Source organism: Halomonas sp. KG2, from assembly GCA_030440445.1.
GTDB lineage: Bacteria > Pseudomonadota > Gammaproteobacteria > Pseudomonadales > Halomonadaceae > Vreelandella.
The window spans coordinates 3,372,149-3,388,689 of record CP098528.1; the positions used below are offsets into that span (position 1 = coordinate 3,372,149).

At 52.5% G+C, this 16,541-nt stretch carries 15 protein-coding genes; 6 read left to right on the top strand and 9 right to left on the bottom strand.

The genetic code is table 11. The features are described from left to right. Positions 1 to 138: 138 nt before the first annotated feature. From NDQ72_15715 to doeA, 4 genes are all read right to left on the bottom strand, one after another. Positions 139 to 1,008, bottom strand: coding sequence for a carbon-nitrogen hydrolase family protein (locus tag NDQ72_15715; GenBank protein ID WKD27483.1), 870 nt, complete (start codon positions 1,006 to 1,008; stop codon positions 139 to 141). A 193-nt stretch (positions 1,009 to 1,201) separates the two neighbouring features. Continuing rightward, entirely contained in the window at positions 1,202 to 1,678 is a 477-nt protein-coding gene (locus tag NDQ72_15720; protein ID WKD27484.1) for an Lrp/AsnC family transcriptional regulator, read from the bottom strand. Between the two features lie 8 nt (positions 1,679 to 1,686). Further along, positions 1,687 to 2,718 carry a N(2)-acetyl-L-2,4-diaminobutanoate deacetylase DoeB gene (doeB, locus tag NDQ72_15725; GenBank protein ID WKD27485.1) on the bottom strand — a complete coding sequence of 344 codons (1,032 nt, stop codon included), beginning with the start codon at positions 2,716 to 2,718 and terminating at the stop codon, positions 1,687 to 1,689. A gap of 27 nt (positions 2,719 to 2,745) precedes the next feature. Beyond that, positions 2,746 to 3,945 carry an ectoine hydrolase DoeA gene (doeA, locus tag NDQ72_15730; GenBank protein ID WKD27486.1) on the bottom strand — a complete coding sequence of 400 codons (1,200 nt, stop codon included), beginning with the start codon at positions 3,943 to 3,945 and terminating at the stop codon, positions 2,746 to 2,748. Between the two features lie 222 nt (positions 3,946 to 4,167). Between doeA and NDQ72_15735 the strand changes: the two genes are divergently transcribed. The 5 genes from NDQ72_15735 to NDQ72_15755 all read left to right on the top strand — a co-directional run bounded on the left by NDQ72_15735 (position 4,168) and on the right by NDQ72_15755 (position 9,507). Next, positions 4,168 to 5,103, top strand: a complete 936-nt coding sequence (locus tag NDQ72_15735; GenBank protein WKD27487.1) for a glyoxylate/hydroxypyruvate reductase A — start codon at positions 4,168 to 4,170, stop codon at positions 5,101 to 5,103. Between the two features lie 136 nt (positions 5,104 to 5,239). Continuing rightward, positions 5,240 to 5,926, top strand: coding sequence for a hypothetical protein (locus NDQ72_15740; protein WKD27488.1), 687 nt, complete (start codon positions 5,240 to 5,242; stop codon positions 5,924 to 5,926). Beyond that, positions 5,927 to 6,859: a LysO family transporter gene (locus tag NDQ72_15745; GenBank protein ID WKD27489.1), complete on the top strand. Its 933-nt coding sequence runs from the start codon at positions 5,927 to 5,929 to the stop codon at positions 6,857 to 6,859. A gap of 79 nt (positions 6,860 to 6,938) precedes the next feature. Next, on the top strand, positions 6,939 to 8,168 hold the full coding sequence (locus NDQ72_15750) for a spore maturation protein (GenBank protein WKD27490.1): 1,230 nt from the start codon (positions 6,939 to 6,941) through the stop codon (positions 8,166 to 8,168). Between the two features lie 106 nt (positions 8,169 to 8,274). After that, positions 8,275 to 9,507 (top strand): DUF3422 domain-containing protein, encoded by a 1,233-nt coding sequence (locus tag NDQ72_15755; protein WKD27491.1) that lies wholly within the window; start codon positions 8,275 to 8,277, stop codon positions 9,505 to 9,507. An 11-nt stretch (positions 9,508 to 9,518) separates the two neighbouring features. On the opposite strand, the gene NDQ72_15760 is transcribed toward NDQ72_15755, so the two are convergent. The 3 genes from NDQ72_15760 to NDQ72_15770 form a co-directional block, all read right to left on the bottom strand. Beyond that, a complete protein-coding gene (locus tag NDQ72_15760) occupies positions 9,519 to 10,526 on the bottom strand; it encodes an asparaginase domain-containing protein (GenBank protein WKD27492.1) in 1,008 nt (335 codons plus the stop codon). 39 nt (positions 10,527 to 10,565) lie between these two features. Then, positions 10,566 to 12,029: an alanine:cation symporter family protein gene (locus NDQ72_15765; protein ID WKD27493.1), complete on the bottom strand. Its 1,464-nt coding sequence runs from the start codon at positions 12,027 to 12,029 to the stop codon at positions 10,566 to 10,568. 185 nt (positions 12,030 to 12,214) lie between these two features. After that, positions 12,215 to 12,430 (bottom strand): DUF2798 domain-containing protein, encoded by a 216-nt coding sequence (locus NDQ72_15770; GenBank protein ID WKD27494.1) that lies wholly within the window; start codon positions 12,428 to 12,430, stop codon positions 12,215 to 12,217. A gap of 100 nt (positions 12,431 to 12,530) precedes the next feature. Between NDQ72_15770 and NDQ72_15775 the strand changes: the two genes are divergently transcribed. After that, a complete protein-coding gene (locus NDQ72_15775; GenBank protein ID WKD27495.1) occupies positions 12,531 to 13,433 on the top strand; it encodes a LysR family transcriptional regulator in 903 nt (300 codons plus the stop codon). Between the two features lie 87 nt (positions 13,434 to 13,520). Here the strand turns inward: NDQ72_15775 and NDQ72_15780 are convergent, their stop codons facing one another. Together NDQ72_15780 and NDQ72_15785 are read right to left on the bottom strand one after the other, a co-directional pair. Further along, positions 13,521 to 15,704 carry an OsmC domain/YcaO domain-containing protein gene (locus tag NDQ72_15780; protein ID WKD27496.1) on the bottom strand — a complete coding sequence of 728 codons (2,184 nt, stop codon included), beginning with the start codon at positions 15,702 to 15,704 and terminating at the stop codon, positions 13,521 to 13,523. Positions 15,705 to 15,883: 179 nt separating this feature from the next. Beyond that, on the bottom strand, positions 15,884 to 16,525 hold the full coding sequence (locus NDQ72_15785) for a TetR/AcrR family transcriptional regulator (protein WKD27497.1): 642 nt from the start codon (positions 16,523 to 16,525) through the stop codon (positions 15,884 to 15,886). Positions 16,526 to 16,541: the final 16 nt, after the last annotated feature.

The window sequence follows — 16,541 nt, forward strand, 5'->3', positions numbered from 1 at the left end:
ATGACACGTACTGAAGGCCGTGTTGAACTAGTGCTGCCTAGGAGTTTCGCTAAATATCGCGATATTCGCCTAAATTGATCATCCAGCTTGGCGCGAAATCCATTCTTCTTGTGATGATGGGTCAAGCCAAATAGGCTCCTAAAAAATGTCTTGGTCGGTACGTACTGGTTTAGCAAGTGGTCCTAAGGTGTCAAGGAAAGGGGAAGATCCGTTTTCGCTACGGTATAGCGAAAAATCGACTTCACGGTCACGGAAACTTTTCAGTGGCTGGCCCAAACCGCGCAACCCTGTTTCGCGCTCGCGGCGGACGCGGTTGAGGTCAATTTCGATGGGTATGACTTCTTCACCAATACCCGCTTGATGGATCACATCGCCAGAGGGGCCAACGACGATAGAGCGGCCATTCCCCAACGCGCCAGCGCCATTGATATCGAAGAAGTAACACTGGTTGATCGCCGCATTGGTGCGGGCAATTGACAGCTCAATATCTCGGTCAATGGTATCCGTCATCGTGGGGTGGAGAATGACTTCGGCCCCCATTGAAGCCAGGGTACGAGTCGTTTCGGGAAACCACATGTCATAACAAATAGAAACGCCAAAGCGGCCTATCGTTGGCACATCGAAGACCACAAATTCACTGCCGCCCTCGACGCCAGCTTCGTAAGGCCGGAACGGAAACATCTTACGATAACGCGTTACAACTTGGCCCAGAGGGTTAATCACTACCAAGGTATTGTAAGTATGCTCGCCGACTTGCTCGAACATTGATCCCGGAATTAACCAGATGCGGTGTTGCGCAGCCAATTGGCAAAAAAATGCTTCGGTATCGCTGGGCAACGTTTGAGCGTGGAGCGGCGAAGCTCCCATCGGCATTAATTCGCTGAACAGCACCATTTGAACCTGAGGAAAACGATTCATTAGCGCATCGATCCGATGGCGCATAGCCTCGGTATTGTCGCCATGGTGCAGGGCATGCATTTGAACACCGGCAATGGTGAAATATGACATTAGCTTCTCTCTGCGTCAGGCGATCTGACTGTTTCCGCTTAGTAAATTAACTTCTATGGATGTCTTTCACTAAGCTAGTGGTGAGTGGCATTAATTTTCATGTTAAGCCAATGAAACGCTGAAATAGCGTTGATCAAACACCTGGATAAATTGTTAAATTCGATTTAGATAGATCGATTTACACAGGCCAATATTACAGAAAGTCGTTTGATCCAATACCTGGCTCGGTCCGCTTAACCGATTTGGTCACGATATAGGTGAAATAACGCTCTATTCCCACGTCCGAGACTAACCAACTATCGATCAAGCGTTGATAACTGTCGATGGAAAACACTTCAAACTTCACCAGATAATCCACACCGCCACCTACCGCCACGCACTCTGTGGCGTCTGGCGTTTGCATGACTAATGCTTCAAAGCGGGAAAAGCTTTCAGCATTGTGCTGTTTGAGCTCGATCTGCACCCATACGGCGTTGCGCGGCACTAATACATCGGCATTAATGCGCGCGGTATATCCTTCGATAACGCCCGCATTTTCCAGACGTTTAACTCGCTCCCAGCAGGGACTCACCGAGAGGTTGATGGCTTCCGCCAGCTTCGACTTAGTGATTCGTCCATCCCGAGAGAGAATATCGAGAATTTTTAAATCATAACGGTCCAATTTCATCATGCGGGTTGTCACGCCTCCAGGCGTTCAACAACATCGGCAATCACCGCCAGGGTGTCCCCCATATTGATTAACGATGGCGCACGGCGAGCCATTAAGATGCCGTCACGTTCCGCTTTGTAAGCCACAGGAGCGGTACCGCTGCGGGTCATATCGTAAACATAGGCAATGGTTTGGCCTTTTTTCACCTCATCACCCAACGCCACTAGCAGCTCTAACACCCCAGAATGCTGGCTTTGCACGTAACAGCTGGCATCTGGCATATCGAGGTACATTTGCCCACCCTCGGGCATTTCTACTGTGCCTTGCACCAAACCGTAATGGATCAAAAAATTGCGCACACCGCGCTCAGCAATCGCAATGCTTTGCGGCGTGGACGTACCGCCGCCGCCAAGCTCAGTGGCCACAAACACTTTGCCCTGGCGCTCACAGGCCGTATCGAACAGTTTTTCTGCATCTAGCTCAAACATCACCATCGCATAGGGAGCGCCGAACGCTTTAGCGCCTTCCAACGCCGCCTGCTGTTGGGACTTATCGTCTAAAACGTGAGAAGCGCCGAACGGCAAAATATCCAGCGTACGGCCACCAGAGTGCAAATCGAGCACTACATCACTAATCGGAACCAGCGCGCGGGTAAAATAATCAGCGATTTGCGACGTTACGGTGCCGTTTGGGTCCCCTGGAAAACTACGATTCAAGTTGCCTTTATCCATCGGCGACGTGCGCTTTCCAGCCATGACTGCTGGCGTGTTCATACACGGTACGATAATGACTCGCCCGCTCACCTCTTCCGCTTTCAACGTGGAAGAAAGCTTCAACAACGACGTTATGCCTTCGTATTCATCGCCATGATTCCCACCCGTTAATAACGCCGTGGGGCCTTCGCCATTTTTAACCACGGTAATAGGTATCATTACCGCGCCCCAGGCAGACTCATCGGTGGAAATCGGCAGTTTTAAAAAGCCGTGCTGTACGCCATCGGCGTCGAAATCAACGGTGGCGGAAATAGGGCTAGGCCGCAGTTGGTTCGGTTGAAGCGTCATTGTATGTCCCTTGTATTGTATAGACAGCTACTTAACAAACAGCTGGCGCGGAAAATTGGCCAGGGTTTCACAGCCATTTTCAGTAATCAGAATGCTTTCGGTAATTTCCAGTCCCCAGTCTTCTACCCAGAGGCCAGGCATGAAGTGAAATGTCATTCCGGGCTGAAGAATAGTTTCGTCTGAGGGGCGTAAGCTCATCGTGCGCTCGCCCCAGTCCGGCGGGTACGAGATACCAATCGGATAACCACAGCGCGCGCCGCCACGGTCAAAACCGTATTTATCCATCGCCGCACCCAGCGCCATGGCAATATCCGCCGTACGATTGCCCGGCTTAGCCACGGCCAAGCCACTCTCAATGCCTTCCAACAAAGCAGATTCAGCACGAATAAAGTCGGTTGGCGGCGTACCTAAAAATACGGTGCGCGACATCGGCGCGTGGTAGCGCTTGAAGACACCAGCAATTTCGAAGAACGTGCCTTCACCTTTACGAAATGGCGTGTCGTCCCAAGTAAGGTGCGGCGCAGCAGCGTCTTTACCGGTTGGCAACATCGGCACAATGGCGGGGTAATCGCCGCCAAACACTTTGCCATTCTCGTCAATAAATCCTTCGATGCCGACGCGGTAAATTTCCGACACCAGCTTACTTTTGGGCAGCCCGGGCTCAATAACCTCCAAAATACGCGTGTGCATCCCTTCAACAATTTTTGCCGCCACACGCATATAAGCTATTTCTTGCGGCGACTTAATCGCTCGGCACCAATTCACAAGTGCGTTGGCATCCATAAAGCGCGCATGGGGAAGCTCACGCAAAAGGCTTTGATAGGCTTTAGCAGAGAAGTAGTAGTTATCCATCTCCATGCCCACCACACCGGTATGCCAACCACGGTCAGGCATGATCGATTGGGCAAGATACTCCATTGGATGCATATCCGGATTTTGAACATAGTAATCCGGATAGTAGGTAATATTATCGGGGTCTATCCAGCAGGTGCGCAGCGCGCCGTTGGCATCCATACGGCGGCCAAACCATACAGGTTCGCCTTCAAGGCCCACCAATACGCATTGATGAACATAAAATGACCAGCCGTCGTAGCCAGTCAACCATGCCATATTGGAAGGATCACTGACGATCAGAACGTCAATACCACGGCCCGCCATCTCAGCGCGCACTTTCCAAAGCCGATTAGCGTACTCTTCACGTGTGAAGGGCAGGGAAACCTCAGTCATCGGGCAACTCGCCATCAAAGATCACTAAGAACCAGCGCTATCTATTGTAAGTTAGGCGCGCTGGGCCACAGGATCGACCTGGCCACCCCCGCAGTAGGCCTGCCAATGTCGTCTTAGGGCGATACTAGCACCGACCCTTGGTTGCCGGTCAAAGCCTTTATGACAAAAATTGTGGTAAGCCGTGGTAGCGTAACCATAGTTAACATGTAGTCAGGAGGAAAAATGAAAGTAGTCATCCATATTGATGATTCAGCCCAATGGCAAGCCGCTCTAGAAAAAGCGTTGCCCCAGGCCACTGTATTGACAAGTGACGCACCTGAAGATGAACGCAAAAACGCTGACTACCTTGCCGTTTGGAAAGCTCCAGAGCATTTACTGCAGGAACAAGACCAGCTCAAAGGCATTATCAACCTGGGAGCAGGTGTTGATTACTTACTGAAAACACCCGGCCTTCCAAGCGATGTTCCTATCGTGAAATTACGTGATGCTGGCATGGGCGAACTCATGGCAGATTACGTGCTATATGGCGTACTGCACTTCTACCGCAGCATGGATAGCTACGCCACTCAACAGCAGAGCGCTACCTGGAAGCCCCAAGCCGTGCCTGAAAAAACACAGTGGCCAGTTGGCGTATTAGGCCTTGGCGCAATCGGCAGTTACGTAGCCACTCACTTGTCGCAAGCAGGGTTCCCCGTACTTGGCTGGAGCCGCTCAGCTAAACAGATTAGCGGCGTATGCTGCCTGCATGGCGATGAAGGGCTTGATGAACTGCTTGGCCAAGTGCAGAGCTTAGTCACTATTTTGCCAGATACCGCGGCTACGGAAGGTATTCTTAACGCAGAACGGCTAGCAAAATTACCCGAAGGTGCCAGTGTTATTAACCCCGGTCGCGGCAGCCTAATCGATGAACAGGCGTTACTCGATGCGCTCGGTGAAACGAATAAGCCAGGACATCTGCGTGGTGCCCTGCTAGACGTTTTCTGTGAAGAGCCTCTTCCAACCAACCACCCCCTTTGGCAGCATCCAAACGTGGTAGTAACGCCTCATATGGCAGCACCTACACCACTCAATGACGCCATTGATCAAGTCATTGCGTATATTAAGGCATTTGAAGCGGGTGAATCGTTAGCAACGATTAGTCCAGCAGCAGGCTACTGACGCTTAGCCATACGCACGCTATACTGCACGGGGAACCAAGCGCTAGCTAAAGGCTCTTAGGAAAACACTCGAGAAGGAGGAAGGGCCTTTGCGTTATGTTACAAGAGGCATCAGACACCCTAAGTCTGCGAGCGCAATGTTGGGCGCTTGCCTGTTTTCCCTGTGCGGCTTAGCAACAGCAGATACTCCACAAGGTGAGCAAACTCTGCAGGCCCCACACCCCTTCCAGGCCCAATACCGTTTAGAAATACGCGGCTGGCCCGGCGCAACCATTACCCATACGCTCAGCAATGAGGGGCTCCACTGGCTAAGCAATATGAATTTTGCTGTCGCGATTGCCCGAGGTGAGGAGCGTAGCCGCTTTTCGATAGACGATACCTCGACTCGCTCTTTGCTCTATAACAGCAGTTATTCGCTACTGGGTGTCGGCGACAGTTACCAGCTCAACGAAAGTGATATTAGCTCGCTTGATCGTCAGGCCGCTCTATTCGACCTTTCCCGACGAGCAGGTCATGAAGGCTGCATGGTAAGCACTCCCTGTGATATCGAGTTTGTTGATCACCGCGGACGTGACGAACACTTCCAGTACTATGTCGATCAACAGAATATCAACGAGCCCAACACCATTACCGTTCCCGCCGGTGAGTTCGAAGCCACGCGCGTCACGCTGATTGATAAAGAAAAGCCCGACCGATACCTACACATTAGCTTCCACCCAGATTGGCCAGGACTAATCCTCTCGGCAGAATATCGAAAAGAGGGGCGTCGTCAGACGTATCTCACCATGACTCAATTCAACCCCGCAGGGGGAAACGCACCTTAAATGCTTTCTGGATTACTGATTGTTTTATTGCCTCTCTTGTTAGGCTACTTAGTACGCGTTCGCTCTACCCGCTTGCTAAACCTCATCAACCGAGCCGTTAATGGCTCGGTTTATTTGATTCTATTATTGATGGGGGTAAGTCTTGCGGGCCTTGAAAACCTGGGCAGCCAGCTTTCAAGGTTAGGCGGTAACGCGCTGCTGCTGTTTAGCATTACTACCGTGCTCAACTTGGGTGCACTGTGGTGGCTATCACGCCAAGTGGCGTTGAAAGCCGGTAATTCACCAGTGGTGAAGAACGCCCCTACTAGCAAACTGGCGGCTATGCAGGGTTCACTCATGTTGGTAGGTGTGGTGGCCGCTGGCGTGGCATTTGGTTTGCTAATTGGCCCGATGATTGGGGAAACGCTGTTTACCACCGCCGACTGGCTGGCAGAGTGGGTGCTGTACGTACTATTGATGCTGATTGGCTGCCAGCTACGCAATTCCGGCATGCCACTTAAACAAATTTTGCTGAATCGCCTGGGGCTTGCCATCGCGGTTACCCTTGCGCTGAGCTCGCTGCTGGCTGGCTTGTTAGCCGCCCCGCTTCTCTCGCTTAGTTGGAATGAAGGCTTAGCCATGGCATCTGGCTTTGGCTGGTATTCGCTTTCGGCTATTTTGATTGGCGACCAACTTGGCCCGTTAATGGGCGGCGTGGCGTTTTTCAACGACCTTACGCGCGAACTGCTGGCCTTTATTCTGATTCCGCTCGTTATCCACCGCCACGCCGCGCTAGCCATTGGCTATGGCGGCGCTACCTCCATGGACTTCACCCTGCCGGTGATCCAGCAGCACGGCGGCGTGGCCTGTGTCCCTATTGCCGTGGTCAGCGGATTTATCCTGTCACTACTCTCTCCACCACTGATTCTGTTTTTTCTTTCGCTTTCGGGTTAGCGATTGCAGGTAATCATTGGGTAGGATAAGCAGCGTTATAAAAATACAACTGCCTCACTGCCCAGGATGCCTGCCCACCATGCTAAACGGAATTTGGTTAAGCTTTTTCATTGCTGCGTTTGCAGCCTCGTTGTGGCAGTGGTTAGTCGGTGGCGATAGCGAGGTTTTTGCTCGCTTAGTGCAGTCGCTGTTCGATATGGCAAGCGTCAGCGTGGATATTATTTTAGTGCTACTAGGCACGATGACGCTTTGGCTGGGCTTTCTTTCGATTGCCGAAAAGGCCGGCATGATTCGCTTACTAGGCCGCGTGCTTGACCCACTGTTTTCCCGCCTAATGCCAGAAGTGCCCCAGGGCCACCCTGCCATGGGGCTAATTAGCATGAACTTTGCGGCTAACATTCTAGGCTTAGATAACGCTGCCACACCGATTGGCATTAAAGCCATGCAATCGCTGCAGAGTCTCAACCCGAGCCGCGATACCGCCAGCAACGCACAAATTCTGTTTTTAGTGCTCAACACATCATCACTGACGCTGCTACCTGTCACGATCTTCATTTATCGTGCTCAGCAAGGCGCGGCTGAGCCCACCCTGGTCTTTCTGCCGATTCTGCTGGCTACCAGCGCCTCCAGCCTGGCAGGGCTACTCGCGGTTGCACTCGTACAGCGCTTAAAACTTTGGCAACCCGTGGTGCTGGCTTATTTGGTCGCTGCAGCGCTTGCCTTGGGGTTATTAATTACCACGCTGGCGGGCATGTCGGCCCAAGCATTGGCGGCTGCTTCAACACTGGTGGGTAACCTAACGTTATTCACTATTGTCATGATGTTTTTAGTGGTTGGCGCACTGCGTGGTGTCAGGGTGTATGACGCCTTTATTGAAGGGGCAAAAGAAGGTGTCAGCTTTACCGTCACCCTGCTGCCGTATCTTATTGCCATGCTGGTGGCGGTTGGCGTACTGCGTGCCAGCGGCGTTCTGGACGCAGGACTAAGTGGCATCCGTTGGTTAGTGGAAGGGGTTGGCTGGGACACTCGCTTTGTCGATGCGCTGCCTACCGCCTTTGTAAAGCCCCTTTCTGGTAGCGGCTCGCGGGCCATGATGATCGAGACGATGAACACCTTTGGTGTCGACAGCTTTCCTGGCCTGCTAGCCGCTACCCTGCAAGGCAGCACCGAAACGACCTTCTACGTGCTAGCGGTCTATTTTGGCGCGGTCGGCGTTACCCGTATTCGCCATGGCCTGGGCTGCGCGCTCATCGCCGACGCCGCGGGCATCATCACTGCCATTGCCGTCTGCTACTGGTTCTTTGGCTAACGCCGCTTGGCAACTAGGTTAGCCATCAAGCTGGCTATTCGTAACAACATTCGCCACAACGCTCTTAACAACACTTGTAACAACAATAGATCAGGTAATTTGCTTCATGCATGCTCAACACACGGCATTACATAACGAGCTTCACGCGCGGCCTCCCATCTATTTTGAGGGGCCTGCTTGTCTTCATCACTATGCTTTTACGCTTGAAGGCGATGACGTTACTAGGTTGCTTAATCGCCTAGCAGAGCTGACAGAAGTCACTGTCACTCCCGATCAGGTGCAACAAATAGTCAGTTGTCAGGGCTGCCTGATAAAGTGGGAGCGACACACCGAGTTTTTTACGCTGACCATTAAGCACGACAACAACAGCAACCCTCGCATATGGCCAACACCACCTACTTTTTTAGCCCGTTTACTTGCGGATTTTGCCGATAAAATAATCAGTGCCAGCGTCTTGCGCGTGGAAACGGCCAATCGATGGGCAGGTAGCGTGGAGGCCTATGGATTAGATCAGCCAGCGGGCTCAAAGGTAGGCGGCGGAGATGCCACGGTTTGGAGCGACTTCAACCTGGATGATCAGCAAAGAAACCGATTGCTAATGGTTAACGATAATCTGGATAGCTATCGACTGGGCAGGATGGCGAGACGCTTATTTGATATTGAGACTTACCGCATAATGGCGATGCTGGCGCTACCGGAAGCCAAAGCACTCAGCAGTGAGCTACAACACTATGAAACGGAACTGTCTGCGCTCTCTCATCAACACGCCGAACAGCACACCTCGCCTGCCGAACCGTTGCTCAACGCCTTAACACTGCTCTCGGCAAAACTCGAACGCTGCGGTGTACAAACACGCCAACGCTTTAGCGCGACCGATGCCTATGCCAGCATCGTGTTGGCACGCATCAATGAGCTGCGCGAGGAGCGTATCGGTAATTATCCTCGGCTTGGCATGTTTATTTTGCGGCGTTTTGAGCCTGCCGTGCGTTACTGCGATGCCATGAATCGCCGCGTAGAAACGCTGGCCACCAGCGCCACACGCTTAAACGACTTGTTGCGTACCCGCACCCAGGTTGAAATCGAGAGGCAAAACTACAAAATTTTGCAGAGCTTAGATGCCCGCGCGAGCAGCCAGCTAAAAATCCAAAAGGCCGTTGAAGGTCTCTCGATCATCGTCATCAGCTACTACATTTTCAGCTTAATGAAACTGGGGCTGGAAAGCTTAAGAGCGCTAGGTGTCGATATCGAACCCAACCTTGCCGCCTCTGTAATAGCGCCACTGAGTGCGCTTATTATCGCGATCTTAACGTGGCGAATTTGGAAGGTTAAAAAGCACTAGAGGGTAAGATGTTAGCTGCACTCGCCTCGTAGTGAGCCGCTAAGTGCCCTGCGCAGTGCAGGGCCGCTCATCCCACGACCTAACAGCACCGTGAGCTTTGCAACGGCGGCTTCTAGGGTGATATCACCTCCCGCAATCACACCGGCTTGGTTCAGCGCCGCGCCGGTGGCGTAGGCACCCTGTACGACTTCCCCTTGGGCGCACTGAGTCACGTTAAGCAGTGCGACCCCTCGTTCATTTGCAGCCGTTAACGCCGTTAACAGCTCGCCTTCAAAACTGGGCGGGTTACCGACGCCGTAGCTATGCAGAATCAAGCCTTTTAAGCGTTCATCGGCCAGCAGCGCCTTAGCGCGGCGCAGCGACATACCAGGATAGAGTGGCAATATCGCAACCGTCTCATCATCTACCTCAATGGGGGCAAAGTCAGGCCGTCCACTCAGCAACGCAGAGGACTGAGGGTAAGATATGGCAATGCCAAGCTCGGCAAGCCAGGGAAAATTGGGAGAGTCAAAGGCATCTAAGCCCTGAGTGCGTACCTTGCGCGCGCGATTACCGCGCAGAAGTCGATCGTGAAAGACCAGACTCACTTCACAAGGTGTCGCGGAGTGAGCCACCAGTTGCAGTGCACTGACGAGATTATTCAGTGCATCGCTACGGGGCTCCCCCAAAGGAATTTGAGCGCCGGTGAAGATCACCGGCTTGTTGAGCGCGCCGAGCATAAACGACAACGCAGCGGCACTATACGCCATGGTGTCGGTACCGTGTAGCACCACAAACCCATCGTATGCTTGCCAGTGGCTTTCTAACTGTGCCACTAAACGGTTCCAGGCGTCGGGCATTAGCTCAGCGCTATCAATCAGCGGTTGCATTTCTAGCACATCAAACGATGGCAGCCTGCCGGCAGCCAGCGCCAAGTGTGCGGTTAAACGATCGGCCAGCCCCGCGCAAGGCACATACCCATGTGGCGATGGTTGCATACCGATGGTACCGCCGGTGTAGAGCACGAGTACGCGGGACATAGTCTCTCCTAATCGAATAGCGTTAGTGCATGTGAGGGCTTACTTAGCAGGCGCACTTGCCAGGCGCTGCTTTAGCGCTTCGGCCTCTTCAGGCTCCAGTTCCCACGCTTTGGGGTCTAGCTCAAGATCCGGGTGCTGATTGGCATCGAAGATCGGCTGTTTGATGCCCTGGCGGCGCTGGCTATCGTAATCGTTAAGGATGCGCAGGCCGCACTTGAACAACAGAATCAGCGCCACGAGGTTGACCACTGCCAATAGCCCCATGGTGACATCGGCAAAGCCGAATACAGTGCCAAGATCTGTGGTCGCGCCCCAGCACACCAGCAACACAATGGCGACACGGAAAGCGTTAAACAGATTCTGGTTATCGCGGCTAAAGAAGTTGAGGCTGTTCTCGCCTAGGTAGTAGTTGTACAAAATAGTACTGAACGCAAACAGCAGCAGCGCGAGGCTAACAAAGGTGCGACCCCATTCGCCTACATGGTCGGCTAGCGCCGCCTGGGTCAGGGCGATACCTTCAACGCCAGCGCCGACTGTCGGGTCGTACACACCGCTGAGCAGAATCAAAAACGCCGTGGCCGAGCAGATAATCACGGTATCGATAAACACCGAAAACGCCTGCACAATGCCTTGGTTGGCCGGGTGCGGTACGTAAGCAACCGCTGCCACATTAGGCGCACTGCCCAGACCCGCTTCGTTAGAAAACAGACCACGCTTCAAACCCATCATAATGGCCGCACCAATACCGCCACCAATCAGCGGTTCAAGGCCAAAAGCACTTTTTACGATTAGCGTGATAACGCCGGGAATTTCACCAATGTTCATGGCGATGACCAGCAGCGCAATGGCGATATAGCTGACCGCCATAAAAGGCACCAGAAACTCTGAGATGCGCGCAATACGTTTGATGCCACCAAAAATAATCAGCCCTACCAGCATGGCCAGGGCAATGCCACTGTAAAGCACCGGCACACCGAAAGCGTCGCCAAACGAGGTCGCTACCGCATAAGATTGCAGTGCGGTAAAGGCAAAACCAAAGGTTAACAGCAATAGCACCGAGTAAAACGCTGCCAGCCAACGCCACTGTTTACCTAACCCTTTAACAATATAGTACGCCGGACCACCGCGATAAGTGCCATCGCCTTCCGCTTCTTTGTAGGTCTGCGCGAGGGTACATTCTAAAAAGCTAGTCGCCATACCCATCAGGCCCACCAGCCACATCCAGAAAATAGCCCCTGGGCCACCTAGCGTAATCGCGACCGCTACGCCAGCAATATTACCGCCACCTACGCGACCTGCCACTGATAGGACAAGTGCCTGAAACGAACTTAAGTGGCCGTGTTTATTACGCTTAAAGGCCTGCCCCGACCCCAGGATGCGAAACATTTGGCCGAAATAACGAAACTGCACAAAGCGGGAAGCAACGGTAAAACCGATGCCAACGCCTACTAGCAGCACTAGCAGAACCTTTCCCCAGAGGAGCTCATTGAGCATATCAAGCATGTGATTTTCTCCGCGTTCTTGTATTAGCGTTATGTTGGAATTCGCGTCGTTTTATTTCGCGCTTCTTAAAACCGCGCCGCGGAGAACGTTTTACCAAGCATGGGGAAGAATTAAATTTGGCGCAGCGATGCAGTTGTGTGCACTCACTGCATCAGCGGGTGCACCAGAGTGCATCAGGCAAGCCGTCAGACTTTCTCGGCAATGCGGTGGGCTAATTTATGAATAAAGGGGCCGCAGATAAACGCAATGATCCCAGCAGCTGGCCAAGCAAGGAGCCAAGCGTGCATCCAGATGCCAACAAAATCAGCATGAGTTCCGATATTCACGTACGTTACCCAGGCAGACATAATCAGCGATAGCGTAAACGACATGAGAATAGCGAAGATAATTCTGTGTTTCATGGCAGTACCTAAGGGTGATGTTTGAGTGCAGACAGATTAACAAACACCTATAACGGTAATATATGCCAATATATGAGAATCAATTTTACAGAATTGCAAAATGCGAAAACCCTCTCTTGATGACCTGAATATCTTTATCGTGGCCGCCTACCAACGCAGCCTCACGGCTACGGCGGCAACGTTGAAGATGACCATTGCCACCGTGTCGCGGCGCATAAGCGCACTGGAAGCCACACTAGGCGTAGAGTTGCTCCATCGCTCAACCAAGGGGTTAACGTTGACGCCTCAGGGCGAGTCCTACTTCCGCGAGTGTGAAGAGCTAGTGCTCGCACTGGATCAGCGAATTTCAGACCTGGATCAAACACTGTATAGCCTAAGCGGGCCATTGAAGGTTATGGCACCTGTCAACCTGGGCAGCGGGCCACTGGATGCATTTTGGCGTCACTTTATTGATCGCTACCCTGAGATTGCGCTGACGATCGAACTCGATAACAACGTGGTTGATATTCGCGACCACCAAGCGGATATTGCGCTTCGCTCTGGACCACAAAAAGATTCGACGCTGATCCAAAAACACCTGGGCTATATAGAACCGATTTTGGTGGCATCACCGACGATGAAACACCCTATTCCCAGCACGATAGAAGAGCTACAAGCATGCCCCAGCGTGGCAGCAAAAATGTTTAGCGATTGGCTGTTGTTCCATCAAGACGGTAGTCAGCACGCTTGTCACAAGAGCCATTTCCACATCAGTAACGATATGAATATTGTGCTGAACCTCACAACGTCGGGAGCAGGCGTCTCGTTGATGCCCGCCAGTATGGTGGCGAACAGCTTACAAGCGGGAGAGTTAATACAAGTACTTCCTGAGTGGCAGGGACGCCACCGAGAGATCTTCTTGGTGTGGCCCTATCGGCGTAGCCTTTCAGCAAGGGCCAAGCTGTTTCGCCACGAGTTAATCGAATTCCTCAGCCGCCAATCTTGGTTCCACTCTGCTGATTAGACCTTTTGTTCGGGCAAAATGGCGATCTGCTCTGCTGGCGCCGTAACACCAGCAAAACAGTTAACTAGCAGCGCGTTTGGAGAATGCTTAAATGCCCGCTTTCGCCGCCCGTGCCGCATGAAGCTTCTTATAGCTTTCGATCAAGCGCTGGTGGCGCTCCAGGCCTTCTAACTGCATGTTAGTCGGCGTTAGGCCGTGGAAGCGTACTTCGCCACTTACCGACCCCACGACAGCCGCCATGGTCGCTTCGCCGAACATGCGCTGGAAGTTATGCAGATAATCTTCAAGCTCCAGTTCATCATCCAACACAATTTCCAGCACCGCATTTACCGCCTGATAAAACAGACCGCGCTCAACGGTATTATCGTTGTACTGCAGGAACATCTGCACGCAGTCCAGTGCCTCTTCATGGCGTTGCAGCGCGAGGTAAACCAGCAGCTTGAGCTCTAGAATCGTTAGCTGCCCCCACACAGTGTTCTCATCAAACTCGATACCGATCAGCGTGATGATATCGGCGTGGTCATCCATCTGGCTCTCTTCCAGCCGCTCAACCAGATCGGTAAGCTGGGCGTCATCCAAGCGGTGCAGATTGAGAATATCTTCCCGGTAGTCCAACGCTTTATTGGTGTTATCCCAGATTAAGTCTTCAATGGGATACACCTCTGAGTAACCCGGCACTAGAATGCGACAGACTGGTGCGCCCAGGTCTTCGTGGACCGCCATGTACACTTCAGCGCCCAGCTCCTCAAAAATGCCAAACAGCGTCGCGGCCTCTTCCTCATTGCTGCCAGAGAAATCCCATTCGCTGAATTCAAAATCGGGCTTGGCACTAAAGAAACGCCAGGAAACGACGCCCACCGAGTCGATAAAGTGCTCAACGAAGTTGTTGGGTTCAGAAACGGTTTGCGAGTTAAACGTCGGCAGCGGCAGATCGTTTAACCCTTCGAAGCTGCGTCCCTGCAGAAGCTCAGTTAGGCTGCGCTCCAGCGCCACTTCAAAGCTCGGGTGCGCGCCAAATGAAGCAAATACGCCGCCGGTACGCGGGTTCATTAAGGTGACGCACATCACCGGGAACTGCCCGCCCATAGAGGCATCTTTGACCAACACCGGGAACCCTTGGGCTTCCAGGGCGTTAATGCCTTCTACGATACTTGGATACTTGGCTAGCACGTCCTGCGGTACATCCGGCAGAGCTAACTCCTGCTCGAGGATTTCACGCTTCACCGCCCGCTCGAAAATTTCCGACAGGCACTGCACCTGGGCTTCTACCAGGGTATTGCCCGCGCTCATACCGTTACTGAGGAACAGGTTTTCGATCAGATTGGAGGGGAAGTAGACCGTTTCGCCGTCGGACTGACGCACAAAGGGCAACGAGACGATACCGCGGTCTTCACGTCCCGAGTTGGTATCGATCAGATGTGAGCCACACAGCTCACCTTCAGGGTTATAAATATCGCGACAATGGTCGTCGAGAATTTCTGCGGGAAGTTCATCGTTCGGCCCCGGTTTGAACCACTTTTCATTGGGGTAGTGAACAAAATCACTGTTGGCAATCTCTTCACCAAAGTACTGATCGTTATAGAAGAAGTTACAGCTTAAGCGCTCAATAAACTCGCCCAGCGCCGAACACAGGGCACTCTCTTTGGTAGCCCCTTTGCCATTAGTGAAACACATCGGTGAAGCCGCATCACGAATATGCAGTGACCAAACGTGGGGCACGATATTGCGCCAGGAGGCGATCTCGATCTTCATGCCCAGGTCAGCCAGCATCGCGCTCATATTGGCGATGGTTTGTTCTAATGGCAGGTCTTTGCCTGGAATATAAGTAGCACTGCCCTCCGGCGCTCCCATCAGCAGTGCCTGGGCGTCCTCGTCGATGTTTTCTACCGTCTCGATCTGGAAATCAGGACCGGTTTGAACCACCTTCTTAACCGTGCAGCGATCGATGGAGCGCAGAATGCCCTGGCGATCTTTTTCAGAAATATCTTCCGGCAACTCGACCTGGATTTTGAAGATCTGCTTATAGCGGTCTTCCGGGTCGACGATGTTGTTCTGTGACAGGCGAATATTTTCGGTAGGAATATCGCGGGCGTTGCAGTAAACCTTTACAAAGTAGGCCGCACACATGGCAGACGACGCCAGGAAGTAGTCAAACGGCCCAGGTGCCGAGCCGTCGCCCTTATAGCGAATCGGCTGGTCGGAGATAACCGTAAAATCGTCGAACTTGGCCTCTAAGCGGAGGTTGTCGAGATAGTTAACTTTGATTTCCATGAGCGGGCATCCGGATAGATAAATGTGCTGAAGGTCTTGGGGCCATAGGCTGATGGCGGCCATTATCCAGTTTTTTACCCGCTTCGTCTTGGGCAGTCTCCCGAATCACTCATTCAACGTCGCGTAAGAGCGGTAACGCTTCAACAACACATCGAGACTCTCTTCAGTAGATGGCCGAACTACTGTGCTTGCATCATACGCTCCGCCTCAGCTTCGCTGACCCCGAGCATCAGTAAAATCTGGCGTTGTGTGGCTAACAACACCTGCTTTCGTTCCACCTCCCCCGGCAAACTTTTGGCAATCGCGACGGCCCCTACCAGAGAGGCCAATATGACCCGGGACTTATCAGCAATCGCTTTGCGGTCATTGGCAAAAGGAAGTTGTTTCAGCTTACTCAATGCGATCAAGCGCGTTTCAAGCATCTTTTTCATACTCATATATGACGCTTCAAACAGGGTGCGAATTTCTGCTTTTTCACTACCTATTTCATTGAACAGTACCGCTTCAGGCCCCGGCCTATGCTTAGCTTCCAGCTCTTGGAGATTGCAGTAGTTAGCGACTAACTCGGTTAAGTGCTGCAACGAAAGCGGGCCTTTTACCAGTCTAGCCGCCCGGCTGTTATCAATGGTCAGGCGGACAGACTCATTGTATAGGGCCTCTTTTGAAGCGAAATGTGCATAAAAGGCGCCATGCGTCATCTTGGCTAGCTTCATGATCTGGCCAATCGAGACCTTTTGAAACCCATAGCGGCTGAATAGCTCCGTCGCCGAAGCCAAAATGCGCTCTTTGGTTTTCGATTTATGGCTCTTGGGATAAGGCATACCTACCTCGTCAGCT